General features: G+C 65.0%; 16 protein-coding genes. 5 read left to right on the top strand and 11 right to left on the bottom strand.

Going from position 1 to position 17,707, the window contains the following annotated elements; all coding sequences use genetic code 11:
- Nucleotides 1–227: 227 nt before the first annotated feature.
- Entirely contained in the window at nucleotides 228–1,700 is a 1,473-nt protein-coding gene (locus ACVJ19_RS30035) for a DASS family sodium-coupled anion symporter (RefSeq protein ID WP_453952777.1), read from the bottom strand.
- Nucleotides 1,701–1,943: 243 nt separating this feature from the next.
- Here ACVJ19_RS30035 and nthA point away from each other — a divergent pair, with 243 nt between their 5' ends.
- From nthA to ACVJ19_RS30020, 3 genes are read left to right on the top strand one after another with little or no spacing between them, the layout of a single operon-like run.
- Nucleotides 1,944–2,579 (top strand): nitrile hydratase subunit alpha, encoded by a 636-nt coding sequence (gene nthA, locus ACVJ19_RS30030; RefSeq protein WP_453952776.1) that lies wholly within the window; start codon nucleotides 1,944–1,946, stop codon nucleotides 2,577–2,579.
- The gene (gene nthB / locus ACVJ19_RS30025; RefSeq protein ID WP_453952775.1) at nucleotides 2,576–3,235 is read left to right on the top strand and encodes a nitrile hydratase subunit beta; all 660 of its coding nucleotides are present in this window, start codon (nucleotides 2,576–2,578) and stop codon (nucleotides 3,233–3,235) included. Before nthA ends, nthB begins: the two co-directional genes overlap by 4 nt.
- Nucleotides 3,235–3,615: a nitrile hydratase accessory protein gene (locus tag ACVJ19_RS30020; protein WP_453952774.1), complete on the top strand. Its 381-nt coding sequence runs from the start codon at nucleotides 3,235–3,237 to the stop codon at nucleotides 3,613–3,615. Before nthB ends, ACVJ19_RS30020 begins: the two co-directional genes overlap by 1 nt.
- A gap of 160 nt (nucleotides 3,616–3,775) precedes the next feature.
- Here ACVJ19_RS30020 and queC read toward each other — a convergent pair whose 3' ends face one another.
- Nucleotides 3,776–4,492, bottom strand: coding sequence for a 7-cyano-7-deazaguanine synthase QueC (queC, locus tag ACVJ19_RS30015; protein ID WP_453952773.1), 717 nt, complete (start codon nucleotides 4,490–4,492; stop codon nucleotides 3,776–3,778).
- Between the two features lie 126 nt (nucleotides 4,493–4,618).
- Between queC and mazG the strand changes: the two genes are divergently transcribed.
- Together mazG and ACVJ19_RS30005 are read left to right on the top strand one after the other, a co-directional pair.
- Entirely contained in the window at nucleotides 4,619–5,437 is an 819-nt protein-coding gene (gene mazG / locus ACVJ19_RS30010) for a nucleoside triphosphate pyrophosphohydrolase (protein WP_456739469.1), read from the top strand.
- Nucleotides 5,438–5,451: 14 nt separating this feature from the next.
- Complete coding sequence (locus ACVJ19_RS30005) at nucleotides 5,452–5,910, top strand: GNAT family N-acetyltransferase (RefSeq protein WP_456739468.1); 459 nt, start codon at nucleotides 5,452–5,454, stop codon at nucleotides 5,908–5,910.
- A 164-nt stretch (nucleotides 5,911–6,074) separates the two neighbouring features.
- Here the strand turns inward: ACVJ19_RS30005 and hflX are convergent, their stop codons facing one another.
- The 9 genes from hflX to ACVJ19_RS29960 all read right to left on the bottom strand — a co-directional run bounded on the left by hflX (nucleotide 6,075) and on the right by ACVJ19_RS29960 (nucleotide 17,688).
- Entirely contained in the window at nucleotides 6,075–7,460 is a 1,386-nt protein-coding gene (gene hflX, locus ACVJ19_RS30000) for a GTPase HflX (protein ID WP_453952772.1), read from the bottom strand.
- 11 nt (nucleotides 7,461–7,471) lie between these two features.
- Nucleotides 7,472–7,720, bottom strand: a complete 249-nt coding sequence (hfq, locus tag ACVJ19_RS29995) for an RNA chaperone Hfq (protein ID WP_007591126.1) — start codon at nucleotides 7,718–7,720, stop codon at nucleotides 7,472–7,474.
- A gap of 311 nt (nucleotides 7,721–8,031) precedes the next feature.
- The gene (gene ntrX, locus ACVJ19_RS29990; RefSeq protein ID WP_211401803.1) at nucleotides 8,032–9,402 is read right to left on the bottom strand and encodes a nitrogen assimilation response regulator NtrX; all 1,371 of its coding nucleotides are present in this window, start codon (nucleotides 9,400–9,402) and stop codon (nucleotides 8,032–8,034) included.
- Between the two features lie 17 nt (nucleotides 9,403–9,419).
- Nucleotides 9,420–11,816: an ATP-binding protein gene (locus ACVJ19_RS29985; RefSeq protein WP_453952771.1), complete on the bottom strand. Its 2,397-nt coding sequence runs from the start codon at nucleotides 11,814–11,816 to the stop codon at nucleotides 9,420–9,422.
- 206 nt (nucleotides 11,817–12,022) lie between these two features.
- On the bottom strand, nucleotides 12,023–12,481 hold the full coding sequence (locus tag ACVJ19_RS29980) for a hypothetical protein (RefSeq protein ID WP_453952770.1): 459 nt from the start codon (nucleotides 12,479–12,481) through the stop codon (nucleotides 12,023–12,025).
- On the bottom strand, nucleotides 12,465–13,385 hold the full coding sequence (locus ACVJ19_RS29975) for a DUF2950 domain-containing protein (RefSeq protein ID WP_453952769.1): 921 nt from the start codon (nucleotides 13,383–13,385) through the stop codon (nucleotides 12,465–12,467). The genes ACVJ19_RS29980 and ACVJ19_RS29975 overlap by 17 nt, the downstream gene beginning before the upstream one ends.
- Nucleotides 13,382–15,079 carry a DUF3300 domain-containing protein gene (locus tag ACVJ19_RS29970; RefSeq protein ID WP_453952768.1) on the bottom strand — a complete coding sequence of 566 codons (1,698 nt, stop codon included), beginning with the start codon at nucleotides 15,077–15,079 and terminating at the stop codon, nucleotides 13,382–13,384. Before ACVJ19_RS29970 ends, ACVJ19_RS29975 begins: the two co-directional genes overlap by 4 nt.
- 121 nt (nucleotides 15,080–15,200) lie before the next feature.
- On the bottom strand, nucleotides 15,201–17,078 hold the full coding sequence (locus ACVJ19_RS29965) for a sensor histidine kinase (RefSeq protein ID WP_453952767.1): 1,878 nt from the start codon (nucleotides 17,076–17,078) through the stop codon (nucleotides 15,201–15,203).
- A gap of 199 nt (nucleotides 17,079–17,277) precedes the next feature.
- Nucleotides 17,278–17,688 (bottom strand): hypothetical protein, encoded by a 411-nt coding sequence (locus ACVJ19_RS29960; RefSeq protein WP_453952766.1) that lies wholly within the window; start codon nucleotides 17,686–17,688, stop codon nucleotides 17,278–17,280.
- Between the last annotated feature and the right edge of the window lie 19 nt (nucleotides 17,689–17,707).

The raw sequence follows: 17,707 nt of genomic DNA, 5'->3' as shown, positions 1-17,707 counted from the left end.
CGCTGTCCCGTGTGCCCCAGCGGCACATGGAACCGGGTCGCTTCAAGCGACGGGGAGTGAAGCAGCGATGAGGGCCCGGAAGGAACACGCTGCACCGCAGCACGTACCATCGCCTTTTCCAGTCTTTCTTGCAATTTCAGATATTTGACGGGAGTTGGACGAACATTTCCCGATCCCTCCCCGGAGAGGAATATTCCTCCGCCGGGGGTATCAATCTCCCGCCCGGCTCACCGCATCTGCAACCAGGGCAGCACGATCAGCAGCAGCCCCGCGAAATAGAGCAGCCCGAAGATCAGTCCAAAACCCCAGAACTGCCCCTTCCCGATATAGCCGCTGCCGAAATACATCGGCGCCGGCCCCGTCGCATAAGGCGAGATCACGCCCATCAGGCCGAGCGAATACATGCAGAGCATCGCGAGCGTCGTGACCGGCAGACCGGGGATACCCGATCCGACCGCCAGCACCACCGGCAGCACGGCGGCCGCATGCGACGTGATGCTCGAGAAGAAATAGTGGATCCAGAAGAACAGCGCGACCAAGAGGAGCATCGCGGTTGACGGCGACAGCCCCGCGAGCGGTTTTGCGTATTCGGTCGCAAACCATTTGATGAAGCCGATCTCGTTGAGGCCCGAGGCCAGCGTCAGCAGCGAGGTGAAATAGAAGAACACCTCCCAGGCGCTCTTCTCGCTGACGATGTCGGCAAACTCGATCACGCCGGTGACCAGCATCAGCGAGATCACGATGAACACGACGGTGGTGGCGTTGACGAAGTTCGAGCCGAGCACCGGAACGTGGATGTCGGGGCTGGAACCGGCGATCCACAGGAACATCGCGAGCACGATCAGCGCCAGCATGATCCACTCGTTGCGCGACATCGGGCCCATGGCCGACAATTCCTTCGCCGCCCATTCGGAAATCTCCGGGCTGCGCTTCACCTCGGGACGGCAGACCAGATAGCTGAGCAGCGGCACGAGGATCATCAGGAGGATGCCGAGCGGCGCGAAGCCCAGGAACCACTGGCCCCAGCTCACCTCGACGCCGACGGTCTTCTTCGCGATCGCCAGCGCTGCCGCATTGGGCGCGAGCGCGGTGAAGAACAGCGAGCTGGTGACCGCGGTCGCAGCAAAAGCCGTCCACATCACGTAGGTGCCGATCTTGCCGGCGGTCGGTCCGGGCTCGGAGCCGTAGATGCGCGGGATGTTGCTGATGATGGGATAGACGATGCCGCCGCTGCGCGCGGTGTTGGAGGGCGTTGCCGGCGCGAGCAGGAAGTCGGACATCGCGACCGCATAGCCGAGGCCGAGCGTGTTGCGGCCGAGCCGCTGCACCAGCACCAGTGCGATGCGCCGGCCGAGCTGGCTCTTGCGGTAGCCGATCGAGAACACGAAGGCGCCGACGATCAGCCACACCGTGCTCTCGGCAAAGCCCGCCAGCATCCAGCGCAGCGACTTGCCGGGATCGGGATCGATATAGCCGGCGACGCCGGCGACCGTCAGGCCGATGAAGCCGACCGCGCCGACCGGCATCGATTCCAGGATGAGCCCGGTGATGACGGCCGCGAAAACGGCAAAATAGTGCCACTGATTGACGTTGAGCCCCGTGGGCACCGGCCACAGATAGATCGCCAGCCACACCACGAGCGGCGCGATCAGTTTCCAGCGAAACCCTTTCGCCTCAGGCGCCTGCGAGCTAGCGGCCATGGGCCCTCCCCCTTGATTGTCGTCGCGTTGGTCCGGCCAATCTGACCGAGCCGCTTTTGTCCCTGCGCCGCGTATACGGATTGTCCTCGGTGCAATCAATGGCCGTCCGGGACCATCTCTTGGGGGGGCTTCGCCAGATTGCCGGCGGCAATGTTAGCGCGTAACGGCGTCACGAACACGTGGCCGGATTGCGCTGCAACGAACGCTCGACAGAAACGGACCAAAGCGCCTATCTTTGCCGCCATGAGCCACGATCACGACCATCATCATCACCACGATCACGATCATTCGGAGCTGTCCGAGACCGAGCTGCGCGTGCGCGCGCTCGAGACGATCCTGACCGAAAAAGGCTATGTCGAGCCGGCCGCGCTCGATGCCATCATCCAGGCCTACGAGACCAAGATCGGCCCGCATAATGGCGCGCGCGTCGTCGCCAAGGCCTGGACCGACTCCGCGTTCAAGAAGGCGCTGCTGGAGGATGGCTCCAAGGCGATCGGCACGCTCGGTCATGTCAGCCGCGTCGGCGACCATCTCGTCGTGGTCGAGAACACGCCGGAGCGACACAACATGGTCGTGTGCACGCTGTGCTCCTGCTACCCCTGGGAGATGCTGGGGCTGCCGCCGGTCTGGTACAAGGCCGCGCCCTATCGCTCGCGCGCGGTGAAGGATCCGCGCGGCGTGCTCGCCGATTTCGACGTGACCCTGCCGAAGGACATGGAGATCCGGGTCTGGGATTCGACTGCGGAGACGCGCTTCCTGGTGCTGCCGATGCGCCCCGCGGGCACCGAAGGCTGGAGTGAGGAGCAGCTCGCCGAGCTCGTCACGCGCGATTCCATGATCGGCACCGGCTTTCCCAGGACGCCGGGGGCGCCGTCATGAACGGCGTGCACGACATGGGCGGCATGGACGGGTTCGGCAAGGTCGAGCCCGAGCCCAACGAGCCGATGTTTCACGAGGAGTGGGAGTCGCGTGTGCTCGCCATGGTGCGCGCGATGGGCGCAGCCGGCGCCTTCAACATCGACACCTCGCGCTTCTATCGCGAGACGCTGCCGCCGCATGTCTACCTCTCGAGCTCCTATTACAAGAAGTGGTTCCTCGGGCTCGAGGAGATGCTGATCGAGAAGGGCTACCTCACGAGGGAGGAGGTCGCCGCCGGCCACGCGATGCAAGCCCCGAAGGCGCTCAAGCACGGCAAGTTCGACCTCGCCAACGTTGAGCGCATCATGGTGCGCGGCAAGTTCGCCCGCCCGGCGCCTGCGCCGGCGAAATTCAACATCGGCGACCGCGTGCGCGCGAAGAACATCCATCCGGCGACGCACACGCGGCTGCCGCGCTATGTGCGCGGCCATGTCGGCGTGGTTGAGCTCAACCATGGCTGCCATGTGTTTCCTGACACGGCGGCGATGGAGCGCGGCGAGAATCCGCAATGGCTCTACACCGTCGTGTTCGAGGGACGCGATCTCTGGGGCGAGGACGGCGATCCGACGCTGAAGGTGTCGATCGACGCCTTCGAGCCTTATCTGGACCCGGCGTGATGACCGGTAGCGCTGCTGCCGCCGCGACGGCGGCGATCCCGAGCATTCCGCGCGATGACGACGGCCCGGTGTTCCGCGCGCCCTGGGAGGCGCATGCGTTTGCGATGGCGTTAACGCTGCACGAGCGCGGCGTGTTCACCTGGCCGGAATGGGCCGCAGCCTTGGCCTCCGAGATCAAGCGCGCGCAGGCCGCCGGCGATCCTGACACGGGCGAGACCTACTATCTGCACTGGCTGGCCACGCTGGAAGGCCTCGTCGCACGCAAGGGCGTTGCCTCGCTGGAGACGCTGCACCGCTACCGCGACGCCTGGGACCACGCGGCGGATCGCACGCCGCATGGCAAGCCGATCGAGCTGCGGCCGGAGGATTTTGCCGGGTAATCGCTTAGCGAGTTGTGTAGGCGCTGCCGCCTCACCCAAAACTGTCATCACCCGCGAAGGCGGGTGATCCAGTATTCCAGAGACAGCAGTGATTGAATCGAGAATCCGCGGCGTACTGGATTCCCCGCCTTCGCGGGGAATGACAGCGGAGATCGGAGCGCTATTTGCGCCCCGCCACGTACTCGTTCCACCCCTTCGCCCGCAGGCTGCACGCCGGGCACTCCCCGCACCCATACCCCCAATCATGCTGCGCGCCGCGTTCGCCGAGATAGCAGGTGTGCGACTGCTCGCGGATCAGGTCGACGAGCCCGTCGCCGCCGAGATCATGCGCCAGCTTCCAGGTCGCGGCCTTGTCGATCCACATCAGCGGCGTGTGCAACTCGAACTTGCGCGCCATGCCGAGCGAGAGCGCGGCCTGCATGGCGCGGATAGTCTCGTCGCGGCAATCGGGATACCCGGAGTAGTCGGTCTCGCACATGCCGCCGACGATGTGGGCGATGCCGCGCCGGTAGGCCAGCGCCGCGGCGAAAGTCAGGAACACGAGGTTGCGGCCGGGCACGAAGGTGTTGGGCAGGCCGTCGGCCCCCATCGCGATCGCGACATCGCGGGTGAGCGCCGTCTCGGACACGGCGGCGAGCGTTGGAATCGACAGCGTGTGGCTCTCGCCGAGCTTCGCGGCCCAATCGGTGCGCAGGCCCTTGATGCCGTCGAACAGGCGGTCGCGGCAGGCAAGCTCAATGGCGTGGCGCTGGCCGTAGTCGAACCCCAGCGTCTCCACGCGGGCAAATCGGCTCAGCGCCCAGGCGAGGCAGGTGGTGGAATCCTGGCCGCCGGAGAACAGCACCAGCGCGGTTTTGGAGGAAAATGCGTCAGTCATGGCCCGCGCTTTAGCACTGCGCACCTCGCCCGCCAATCGGTGGAAATCGGCCTGTTCCGTGTGCCGGCGCTGGGAACGGCGGCCCGCTTTTGGCATAAGGCTTTGGACCCAGGAGAACGGCCCGCAATGACCCCTTCCCGCGACATTTCCCGCCTGATCGAGATCATGGCGGCGCTGCGCACGCCGGTGACCGGCTGCCCTTGGGACCTCGAGCAGGATTTTGCTACGATTGCGCCCTACACGATCGAGGAGGCCTATGAGGTGGTGGACGCCATCACCCGCGGCGATCTCGACGACCTCCGCGAAGAGCTCGGCGATCTCCTGCTCCAGGTCGTGTTCCATGCCCAGATGGCATCAGAGCAGAACGCCTTTGCCTTCGGCGACGTCGTCGAGGCCATCACGCGAAAAATGATCCGCCGCCATCCCCACGTCTTCGCCGACAAGGACGGCAATCTCGCCTCCTCCCACGTCAAGGAAGTCTGGGATCGCATCAAGACCGAAGAGAAAGCCGAACGCGCCGCGCGCCGGCCGCCGGAGGCGACGCCGACGCACAAGTCACTGCTGTCAGGCGTCAAGGCCGGCCAGCCGGCGCTGACCCGCGCCATGGAGCTTCAGCGCACGGCCTCCACCGTCGGCTTCGACTGGAACGATCCGCGCGCGGTGCTGCAAAAGATCCGTGAGGAAGCCGATGAGATCGAGGCCGCGCTGGATCGCGATGACAAGCAGGAGATCGCCGAAGAGACCGGCGATTTGATGTTCGCCCTCGTCAACCTCGCCCGCCACGTCGATGCCGATCCGGAGGCCGCACTGCGCGCGACCAACGCGAAATTCGAGCGGCGCTTTGCGTTCATCGAAAAGGCGTTGGAGGCGCAGGGGCGCACGCTGGAGCAGGCCTCGCTGGAAGAGATGGACGCGCTGTGGAACGAGGCCAAGACGGCAACGTGACACGAGGGCACACCGTGGACATCAGGCAGGACGATCCAAGGGCGCCACATGTCGCCGAGTTGCTGGCGCATCATCTGGAGGAGCTCCGCAGCGTCATGGGCGAGCACGCACAAGCGCTCGACGCGAGCGGCCTTTCGGCTCCGAGCGTGACGTTCTGGACGGCCTGGCAGGACGGTGTGCTAGCTGGCTTCGGTGCCTTGAAGCAGCTGGATGAGACGCATGGCGAGGTGAAGTCGATGCGCGCTGCGCCCACGGCACGGCGCACCGGGGCCGGACGCGCGATTTTGAGCTACATCATCGCCGAAGGCCGCCGGCGAGGCTATGCGCGTCTCAGCCTGGAGACTGGCACGGCGCCGCTGCACGTTCCCGCCGTCGCGCTCTATCGCAGCGCGGGCTTCGTATCCTGCGAGCCGTTCGCCGACTATCAGGCGAGCCCGCACAACCAGTTCATGAGCCTCGATCTGTCCAGGTGATCTTGGGCGTGCGCCTCCACGGCCGTTCCTGGCGAAAGCCAGGACCCATTACCCCACAAAGCAGTTTGGCGAAGACTCGGAGTTAAACGTTCGTCGGTACCCAGACCTCGCTGTCTCGACAGATCACGCGGTATGGGTCCTGGCTTTCGCCAGGACGACAGATGTTATGTGGCCGACAGATGCGGCACGGCGTCGAACCTGTTCACCACGATGTCACGCTTGGTCTCATCCACCCGCACCGTCATGTCGAAGCGGCCGTCGTGCAGCTCCTTGGCCAGCACCTCGGAATTGCGGTGCAGCCAGCTGATGCCGGCGCCGTCGGCGGCGTCGATGGAGAGATCGAGCGTGGTGCGCTTGGCAGCTAACCGCTGCTCGATCGCCGCGAGCAACGCGTCGATGCCCTCGCCCGACACGGCGGAGACCAGCATCGCCGGATGATCCTCTGGCCGGCGCGCGGCGATGTTCAGAAGCTCTTCGCGCTGTTCGGCGTCGTAACGGTCGATCTTGTTCCAGACCTCGATAATGCGGCCGGAATCATCAGGATTGATGCCGAGCTGGCGCAGCACGGCGTCGACGTCGCTCTGCTGCGCCTCGGCATCTTCATGCGAGATGTCGCGCACATGCAAAATCACGTCGGCCTCCAGCACCTCCTCCAGCGTGGCGCGGAAGGCGGCGACGAGCTGCGTCGGCAGATTGGAGATGAAGCCGACGGTGTCGGACAGCATCGCCTTGCCGCCATGCGGCAGGTTGAGTGCGCGCAGGGTCGGATCGAGCGTCGCAAACAGCATGTCGGCGGCCTGCACGTCGGCGCGGGTGAGGCGGTTGAACAGCGTCGACTTGCCGGCATTGGTGTAGCCGACCAGCGCAACGACGCGATACGGCACGCGCTGGCGTCCGGCGCGATGCAGCCGCCGTGTCGCCTGCACCTTCTTGAGCTCGCTCTCGAGCTTGGTGATGCGCTCCTGGATCAGGCGGCGGTCGGCCTCGATCTGGGTCTCACCCGGACCACCCATGAATCCGAAACCGCCGCGCTGGCGTTCGAGATGGGTCCAGGATCGCACCAGGCGCGAGCGCTGGTAGTTGAGATGCGCGAGCTCGACCTGGAGCGAGCCCTCCTTGGTCTTGGCGCGGCGGCCGAAGATTTCCAGAATGAGACCGGTGCGGTCGAGCACCTTGGCGTGCAATTCCTTCTCGAGATTGCGCTGCTGGATCGGCGCCAGCGCGCAATCCATCACCACGAGTTCGACGTCGAGGCTCTTGGCCAGCGCGGCGATCTCCTCGACCTTGCCCTTGCCGATATAGGTCGCGGGCCGGATCTGGCTGATCGGCGCGATGATCGCATCGGCAATGACGAGGTCGATCGCGCGCGCAAGGCCGGCGGCTTCATCGAGCCGGGCCTCGGCATCTCGCACGACATGGCTTTCCGATTGCGCGTCGGCACTTCCCGCGCGCGCTCGCAAGTAGGGGCCGATGACAAACACCCGCCCCGTCTGCTGAGCCCCTGCCGACCGCGGACGGTCGGCATCCCCGTCGAAATTCCGGGGTTCCAATCAGATCACTCTCAAGCCGGCTGATCCTCGCCGCCTTCGAACAACTGGATGGGCGCGCCCGGCATGATGGTCGAGATCGCATGCTTGTAGACAAGCTGCGAGTGACCGTCGCGCCGAAGCAGCAAACAGAAATTGTCGAACCAGGTCACGATGCCCTGGAGCTTCACTCCGTTGACCAGAAAGATCGTCAGTGGCGTCTTGGTTTTGCGAACGTGATTAAGGAAGGTGTCCTGTAGGTTTTGTGCGCGGTCTGCCGCCATTGTTTTTTTCTCGCTTTGAGTTTCTTTTTATTGCGCCGGATGCGGCCCTCTTTGTGGAGTTTGGGGCCTCCTCCGGTTGCCGTTCCTCATGAGATCCCCCTCGGAAGGAACAGCGGTTCAATTAGAGGACAGGTCGGCATATTAGGCAAGCCGCTTCACGCGGCAGGCCACGTTCTATTGCCCCGAAAAACTACGGAAATCGATGATTTTCCTCGTTTTTCCCTGGCGTGCCGGCCGCAATGTCGCGGCGTTGGCTTCTTGTTTGACGCGTTTTCTGTATGCGGGCCGGTATCCACTTCGCTCGCAGCGTTTCAGCCGACGCCGAGCGCCTTCAGCTTCCGATGCAGTGCCGACCGTTCCATGCCAACGAACTCGGCCGTGCGAGAAATATTTCCTGAAAAACGGCTGATCTGTGCAATCAAATAGTCGCGCTCGAACACTTCGCGCGCTTCGCGCAGCGGCAGACCCATGATGTGCTCGCCATTGTTGCTGGTCGGCATCGCCGGCACCATCGAGCCGACGTCCTGCGGCAGCATGTCGGCGGTGATGATGACCTCCGGTCCGCCGGCCGCCAGAATCATGACTCTTTCAACGTTGTTGCGGAGCTGGCGCACATTGCCGGGCCAGACATGCGATTGCAGCACCGCCATCGCGTCCTGCCCGATCTGGCGCTTGGGCAGGCCGCTGCCGGCTGAGATCTGCTCCATGAAGTAGTCGATCAGCTCCGGAATGTCCTCGCGCCGTTCCGACAGCGCCGGCACGCGGATCGGCACCACCGAGAGCCGGTGGTAGAGGTCCTCGCGGAAATGGCCGGCCGCGATCTCCTCTTCCAGGTTGCGCGCGGTGGAGGAGATGATGCGCACGTCGACCTGCACCTTGGCGGTGCCGCCGACGCGCTGGAACGACTGCTCGACCAGCACGCGCAGGATCTTGTTCTGGGTCTCGCGCGGCATGTCCGCGATCTCGTCGATGAACAGCGTGCCGCCATGCGCCTCTTCGAGCGCGCCGGGCTTGCGCGGCTGCTCGCCGTTGGACTGCTCGATGCCGAACAGCTCGTGCTCCATCCGTTCGGGCGTGATCGCAGCCGCGTTGATCACGACGAAGGGACCGTCGGCACGGCCGGAGGCCGCATGCAGCGTGCGCGCGGTCAGTTCCTTGCCGGCGCCGGCAGGGCCGACGATCAGGATGCGGCTGTTGGCCTTGGCCGCGCGCTCGATGGTCTGGCGCAACTGGTTCATGCTGGGCGAGCGGCCGACCAGCTGGCTGGCGCTCGGCGCGAGCTGCTTCAGCTCCTTGACCTCGCGCTTGAGCCGCGAGTTCTCCAGCGCGCGATTGGCGACCAGGATCAATCGGTCGGCCTTGAACGGCTTCTCGATGAAGTCGTAGGCTCCGCGCTTGATCGCGGCGACCGCGGTCTCGATGTTGCCGTGGCCCGAGATCATCACGACAGGCAGGTCGGCATTGTCCTTCTTGACCTGCTCCAGCAGCTGCAGGCCGTCGAGCTTGGAGCCCTGCAGCCAGATGTCGAGGAACACCAGGTGCGGCCTGCGATTGGCGATCTCGGCGAGTGCCGAGTCGCTGTCGCGTGCGGTCCTTGTGACGAACCCTTCGTCCTCGAGAATGCCCGCAACGAGATCCCGAATATCGGCCTCGTCATCGACAATCAGAATTTCACTAGCCATGGGTCGCGCCTGTTTTCTCAGCTGCCTGTTGAGGCTTCGATTTTCGTTGAATCATTGGTCTTTTCAGCCGGCTCTTTGGTTCCGGCCGCCGGGTCTTTTGTTTCCTGCGTCGTGACGGAATCCGCAGCCGTTGCCGCAGCCCCACCCTTGGCCGCCGCCGCCTGCTCGGCTCCCTCGGACTTCTTGGCCTGGCCGGAGATTGCGAAGCGCATGCGCATCCAGGCGCCGCGCTGGCCTTCACGGAAATCGGAGGCGTCCTTCAGTTCGATGCGCCCGCCATGGTCTTCCAGCACGCGGCCGACGATCGCAAGGCCAAGGCCGGTGCCCTTGGCGCGCGTGGTCACGTAGGGCTCGAGCAGCCGCGAACGCGCGACCTTGGGCAGGCCGATGCCGTTGTCGATCACGTCGATCAGCACGTCGTCGCCCTCGCGCGACACGACCACGTCGATGCGGCCCTTTCCACCATCCTTGCCGAGCTCCTCCGGCGGGACCTGCTCGATCGCCTCGGTGGCGTTCTTGACGATGTTGGTGACCGCCTGCGAGATCAGCCGGCGGTCGAACTGGGCGCGCAGCGGATCTTCCTTGAACTCGGCCTCGATGTCGATTTCGGGATGGGCGACCTTCATCAGGAACACCGCCTGCCGCACCGTGTCGGCGACGTCTTCGCCCTCCATCACGGGCTTGGGCATCCGGGCGAAACGCGAGAACTCGTCGACCATGCGCCTGATATCGTCGACCTGGCGCACGATGGTGTCGGTGCACTGGTCGAAGATCTGCTTGTCCTTGTCCTCGGTGATGGTCTTGCCGAACTTGCGGCGGATGCGCTCGGCGGAGAGCTGGATCGGCGTCAGCGGGTTCTTGATCTCGTGGGCGATGCGGCGCGCCACGTCGCCCCAGGCCGAGGTGCGCTGCGCCGAGACCAGCTCGGTGATGTCGTCGAGCGTGATGATGTAGCTGTCGTGCGGCTGGTTCTTCTCGGCGCTGACGCGGACCGAGAGGTTGCGCTCGGTGCCGTCGCGGGTGATCGTGATCTGGCCCTGCACCAGGCGCTGGGTCCCCTCCCGCGCTGTCTTCATCATCTCGTCGAGCTCGGGCAGGACGTCCGAGAGCGGATGGCCGAGCGTCTCCGCTTCGGAGTGCCCGATCAGCTTCTCGGCGGAGCGGTTGAGGATGCCGACGCTGCTGGACGCATCGACGCCGATGATGCCGGCGCTCGCCGACGACAGCACGGCCTCGATGAAGCGGCGGCGGCTGTCGATGAGATCGCTGGCGTTGACGAGCTCGTCGCGCTGGCTGCGCAATTCCTGCGTCATCTTGTTGAAGGTCTCACCCAGCTGGGCGAGATCGCCTTCCGACTGGTGCACCGGCACTTTCACGTGGAGATCGCCGGTCGAGACCGTATGGGCCGCGTTCATCAGCCGCCGGATCGGCGCCACCAGCGAGTTGGCGAAGTTGAGCCCGATGAGCACCGAGGCCATCAGGATGGTCAGCGCGATCACCGCGAACATCAGCGCGAAGGCGACCTGGATGCCGAGCCTCCGCGACTCGATCTGGGCATATTCGGCGACGCTGACCTCGGTCTGCTTCAGCTGATTGACGACATTGGGATCGAGCGGCCGCGCGACATAGAGGAAAGTGTCGCTGAAGGCGCGCAGGCGGATCACGGCCGCAACGAAGCTCGCATCCGGCAGCACCGCGATCTCGGGCTCGTTCTCGTTGACGTTGCTGAGGAAGTCCGGCGCCGGCGGTGAATAGGCCAGCCGCATGCCGGTGTCGGCGGATTCCAAGATGTTGGTGTTCTTGTCGATGATCATAGCGCCCGGCAGATTGCGGGAGCTGGCGCTGGCGGTCAGCATCTCGCGGAACGAACGCCGGTCCTGGTCGTAGAGCGGCCTCGCATGCGCGATGTCGTTGGCCATGCCGAGAATGTCGCCGCGGATCAGCTGCGCATGGTCCTGCATGTAGGCGCGCGCGATGTTCAGCGAGTTCTGGATGACCTCCTTGGTCGGCCCCGAGAACAGCCGGTCGAGACCGCGCTCGAGGGTGACGTTGGCGACGACGGAGACCAGCACCGCCGGCAGCACCGCCACGATTGAGAACAGGCTGACGATCTGGACATGGAGGCGCGCCGCCGCCCTGCCCCGCCGCCGCGCCAGGATCAGCTGCCAGAGCTCGCGGACGATGATCCCGACCAACAGCAGGATCGTGCCGGCGTTGATCAGGTAGAACGAGCGGACCACCTCCGGCGTCGGATCGATCCGCGTCAGTCCGGTCAGGACCAGGAAGGTCAAAAGGCCCGACAGCAGTGCCAGCGCCACGGCGAAGGGCGCCAGCCAGCGTCGCGGCGACCAGCGCCGCGGCTCTTCGGCTGGGGCCGTGTCAAAGGATGCGGCCGAGGTATCTGCGCTGGTCATTCCGACAATGGTGCTGAAAACGGGTCCGCGGCGGGCGGCAACTGATGTATTCGTACCACATTGTTGCCGAGACACTACAGTGTCAAATAGCCACGTAATCTCAGTAACTTACTGAATGCAACTTCTTCTTTTGGCCACGATTTACCAAATCGCACACGACGGGATTCGATCATCGCCGGCCGCTCGACGAGGCCCCTACGACTGTCTCACTTCAGCGAGATCGTGACCTGGCTGATGTTGGCCGCGAGCTCCAGGCCCACCTTGGGACCCTGCAGCACGAGGGTCACGCCCTTTTCGTTGCGCAGCTGGACGCCGTTGATGCCGCCAACGAGGGCGAAGCCGCCGCCAACGGAACTGTACGTCCCGGCAAAGTCGGCGACGTCCCGGATACCAGACGCCCGTCCCTCGAACCGGCCGACGCTCGCGCCAGCCGTGATGCCCAAGCTGAGGCCGGCGATGTTGAACGGATAGTTCCGGCCGCGATAGTTCAACACGCCGCTGCCGGCGCCGCCCCCGACCAGAAGGCCGGCCTTGACGATCTTGACGCGCACATGGCCGCTCGCCTGTGCGAACGATGGCGTCGCCGGCATCGCAAGCAGGACCAGGGCTGCGAGGCCGGTTGCGATAGCGCGCAGAAGGCGTCCCAGTCTAAGGCTTCCCGGCATCGACCTTCTTCCACGTCTGGTCGGGATCGAACAGCGTCGTGCGCGGCGCGATGGAGCTGGTCCGCGTGCCGAGATCCTTCTGGTAGACGGTTCCGGCATGGTTGACCAGAAAGGTCATCACGCCGGAATTGCCGTACTCAGCGGGCCACGCGATCAGCGCGAAGCCGCCGATCATCTTGCCTTTGACGACGTAGTTGAGCGCGCCGCCGGGCGCGTCCGCCCCCTGGCCTTTCAGGATGCGGAAGTAATAGCCGCGATAGGGCGCCGGCCCGTCGCCCGCGCCCTGCTTGTAGCGTTCGGCCGCAGCCTCCGCGACCAGCGCGCCGAGCGGACTCGGATCCGCATCGTCGCGCCAGAACAGGCCGTCCTTCTTGCCGGCCGTGGAGAGGAAGCGCTGCGCGTAGACGCCGGCGCCCTCGCCGCGATCCTTCTCGGCATATTCGTTCTGCGCGTCGACATAGGCGAGCGCGGTCTGGATCGCGTCGAGCTCGTTGCGGCCGATGCGGCGGCGAAGCACCTCGATGCGTCCTTCGTCGGTATCGAACTCCCAGCCGTTCTTGTTGTTGACCAGCGGAATCGGGAACGGGAAGTCGTCCGGGCCGAGCAGCAGCGTGGCCTTCTTGTTGCCTTCGGCTTTGATCGCGTGTTTGGCCTCATACATCGAGACGAACCGCGCACGGATGTCGGCGTCGGCGACCTCGTCGCCGGACGAGACGATGTCGTCCGCCGCCCTGCCCAGCACCTTCAGGAGGTCGCGCGGGCCGCTCTTGGCCGCAGCTGCGAGTGCGGCGGCCGCGTCCTCCGGCGTCTTGTAGGATTCCTGCGCCTGTGACACCGATCCCAGAAGCGCAAGCACCATGATGCCCGGCAGAACCGCGCGATGAAGCGACTTCAGACCGATCATGGTGCGACCTCCGCAGGAATCTTCGCGCCGCCGGCGAGCCAATCGCTGTAGGTGCGGAACTTCAGACCAAGCTTTTCGTAGTGGACGCGCAGATAGCCGTCGCTGCCGCGGGTCACCGCATCAGGCATCACGCCTTCGACCTCCTGCGCCATCACGCCGACATAGGCCTTGTCGCTGCCGATATAGCTGAAGCGGTAATAGCCGAGGCCGTTGCCGAGATGGCCGAGCAGGGCGATGTCGTGCTTCAGTGCGATATCGGAGCGCCGGCCACCGCCGCCGCCACCACGGAAACCACCTCCTCCGCCTCCGCCACGGAAGCCGCCGCCTCCACCGCCACGCATCGCCATTCCGCCACCGCCGCCGCGACCGGCAAAGCTCGGTCCGCCGCCGCCACCGCGCGGCATGCTCGCCATGCTGGCGCGGCCGCGCGCCGATGCTGCGGCCGCCGCCCGGCCGGAGGAGACGTTCATCGCGTCGCCACGATTGCCGCCACCACCACGGTTGCCTGCGCCGGCTCGGTTTGCAGCCTTGGCGCGGTCCCCCCCGCCCTTGGCCCGGTCCCCGGCACCGGCTCGATCGCCGCCGCCCGGCCGGTCGCGCGTCCCTGCGCTGGGACGGTCCCCAGCACCAGGACGATCGCCGCGATTGCCGGCGCGATCACCGGGCCCGCCACGGTCGCCTGCACGATCGCCTGCACGATCGCCGGCGCGGTCGCCGGCGCGGTCGCCCGCACCCTGATTGGGACGCAGCACCTGATTGCCGTCACGGCCGCGAAAATCCATCCGGTCCGATACACCGGCCTTCAGATTGTTGTTGCCGAAGCGCTGCTGAACATTGGTGTTGTTGTAGCGCACGCCCTGGCGATGCGCCGGATTGTGCTGCCAGCCGTTGCCGATGTTGGTGGTGCGATGGTTGACATAGACATTGCGGTTGCCCCAGTTGCAGCCGCCGCCCCAGTAATTGCCCCAGCGTCCGATCGCCCAGGCCGTGCCGAAGGCGAGGCCCGCCGCGACCACGCCGGCCCCGATATAGGAGGGATAGCCCCAATAATACGGCGGATATTCCGCGTAGGGCCAGGTGCCGTAGACCGTCGCCGGATCGTAATACGGCACATACATCGTCGCAGGATCGGCCTGCTGGATGACGACGACCTGCTTGCCTTCCTGCGACTGGACGCTGACCTTCTGCTGCTTGGTGGTCACCAGCTTCTTGTTGTCATAGGCCTTGTTGCGCAGCCGCTGGATCGCATCCATCACGTCGGGCTGCTGGGCGAGAAAGGCATCGCCCAGCTTCTGGGTCCAGTCGAGCTTGTCGCTCATCATGGAAAGAACTTCGGCCGTGCTCGCGAGCGCCTTGACGCTGTCGTCCCAGGCCTGCTTGTCGACCTCGGTCTTCAGCGCATCCCCCTTCAGCGTCTTGCGCTCCTTCAGCCAGCGGTCGGCCTGCACCACTTCGAGTGGATAGGTCGAAGCAGCCAGCACGTTGGCGAGCAACTCGTCGGGATAGAGCGCGATCGGTGCAACCAATGCTTCGAGCTGTTCCGGCTTCAACAGCTCGGCAGCCGGCGCCGCCGGACTTGCCGGCTGCGCCTGCGTGCTCGGGGTCGCCGGTTTGTCGGCTGTCTGCGCAATTGCCGCAACCGGCATCGCCAGCATCAGCGCAACCGCCATCAGGGTTATGCTGCAGCGAGACATTCCACCCTCCATCGGACTTGCCGACCGCGAAGATCGGGGCCGCGGCACGGGCGTTTGTTGATCGAGATCAACGAAAGGCTGCTTCGAGTCTTGTTGCGGCGCGAGAACGGACGAGACGCTGTCAGCGAATGAGTGGCAGCCTGATCGTGAACAGGGCACCGCCCCATGGCTGGTTCTCAGCGGTGATCGTGCCGTGATGGGCCTCGACGATGGTCTTCACGATCGCAAGTCCCATTCCCATGCCCTGCGGCTTGGTCGTGAAGAACGGATTGAAGACGTTTGCGAGATCCGCGGAGGCAATGCCTGGACCGGTATCGGAAATCCTGATCTCGGCCTGGCTGCCGGCGCGCATGGTCGACACGGTGATGTCGCGCTTTTTCATCTCGGCGTCCGAAACTGCATCCATCGCATTGATGATCAGGTTGAGCACGACCTGCTGAAGCTGCACGGGATCGCCCTTGACGTGCAGATCCGCGACCGCAGGCATGTAGGTCAGCGCGATGCGCCGTCCATCGGCGACGGCGCTCACCAGCCCGATCGCCTCCCGCACCGTGTCGTTCAGCTCGATATCCCTGACCTCGAACGGAGTCTTCTTGAGGACGCTGCGCAGCCTGCGGATCACCTCGCTCGCCCGCTGGTCGTCCCGTCGGATGTCGGCGAGGATCTGCCGGATCTCGTCGATGTCGGGCGGAGCGGCCCTGAGCATCAGCTCCGCCGTCTCGGCGTTGGTCAGGATGGATCCGAGCGGCTGGTTCAATTCATGCGCGATCGAGGTCGTCAGCTCGCCAACGGCCGAGTACCGGGTCACGTGGGCAAGTTCCGCCAGCCGCTGGCGCGATTCCACTTCGGCGAGCCGGCGGCGGCGGCGCTCATGCAGCAGCCCGCTGATGAGCCCGGCCTGGACCAGGAACACGGCCGAGATCATCAGCATCTGCCAGCGATAGCGCTCCCAGATGTTCGGTTCGCGAAACAGGATTTCGCTGCCGGGAGGCAGGCGACTCTCGCTGATGCCCCAGCGCTGCAATTCCCGCCAATCATATCTCGGCGCCGCGAATCCGAGCGGCTCATAGGTGATGCTGGCAGGTTTTGCGCCTCCGAGAACGCGGAGAGCGACGCTGACGGTCCTCGAACTCGTTTCCGCAACCGAATGCATGGGGCCGCCGACGGTGCTGCCGCCGAAGAACGGGTCCTGGTAGGAAAAGATCGGCGCATTCGCAACCGCGTGCAGGCTGCGCAGGGCGATGTCGCTTTCGTGGACGATCCCGGCTGCGTCGACCGACATCAGACCCCAGAACAGCACCGTGTGCGGGGGGAGCGTTGATGCCCGTTTCAGGATCTCCTCGAATGACAGGTCCGAATACCAGATCAGCTCCAACCGCTCGGCCAGGGGCTTCAGGTCGCGTTTCACCTCCTCTATCCAGAACTTCTCGAGCGGCGAGGCACCGATCACGATCGCGACCGCCCTGGTGTCCGGCAGCAGCTGGAGGATGTTGGCGAACGCAGCCGGGAAATCGTTGCGGATCGCCACGACGACGTCATTGTCGGTGAGATCGGCGCGGTCGATCAGCCGGTACTCGACCGCGGCAAGAATCAACGGCGTATTAGGAAACAGTCTTGCGCGGTATCTCTGCGCAAACCGGGCGGCGGGCGCGCCAATGGTCAACACGATATCGGGCAACGCCCCCTGGTAAAGCGATTGCAGATATTCGACGAACGGCGCCTCGGGACCGGGATTGTTGAAGCGCGCCGTGAGCAGCGCATGCTCCTGGATGTCGAGCGGCCAGGGCGATTGCCGCTCGAGCTCGGCCTTGATGTCGCGTGCATATTCGCTCCACGGCCGAAACTCGCGGCCGAAGGAATGCAGCACCAGCACACGTTTGAGCTCGCCGCGCAGGCTTCGCTCGACGGCACCTGCCCGGTCAGGCGACATGCACGTGGCGACGAACAAGCCCAGGCAGAACAGCGTAGCCGACCACGACCTGACCGAGTCAGAGAACATGCGTCCGCTCAGCTCCAATCCCCGCAGCTTCCGGCGGCTGCTTTCCGAACAATTCTAGCGGCAATTGTCGCGCACGGACAGCCCGCGAGACTACGACCCGGCAGCGCCTGGTGACGCGTCCGCGCCTGCGCCTGCGCGAGGACGCCGTGGCGGGTCGTGCCATTCCAGGACAATCCCGCGGCAAAGGCACAATCTGTCGCTAAGAAGCCGGGCAGCGGAAATAGCGGATCTCCATGTCCTCCATGCCCGGGAACAGCCGGATGATGCTGTTTGCATCCACCTCCTTCAGGCTGAACTGAATGCTGGAGAGCATCATGTCGGTCGCGCAGGCCGCAACCAGGTTGACGTTCGGACCGTTGTCCTTCCTCGCCTTGATCCGGCAGCGTGCGAATTTTCCGACGATCTGATCTCCGTCGACGATGAAGCCGCCGCCATAGACGTCCGACATGTCGCTGAAGCCGAACTGCCCGCCCTTGCGCGCGAACACCTTGCTGCAATTGTCGGCATCGCCGGCCCAGGCGCCGTTGAGGTCGAGAGCCTTGGCGCTGGCGGCCGCAACGATCAGCGAGATCAACGTCGCACCAAGCGTGATCAATTTCCGTGAACCCATGTGATCCGTCCTTCTCTCG

It is taken from the genome of Bradyrhizobium sp. USDA 376 (genome assembly GCF_054063675.1).
Note: the sequence above shows the minus strand (reverse complement) of the source record. Positions and strands in the feature narration are given on the sequence as shown.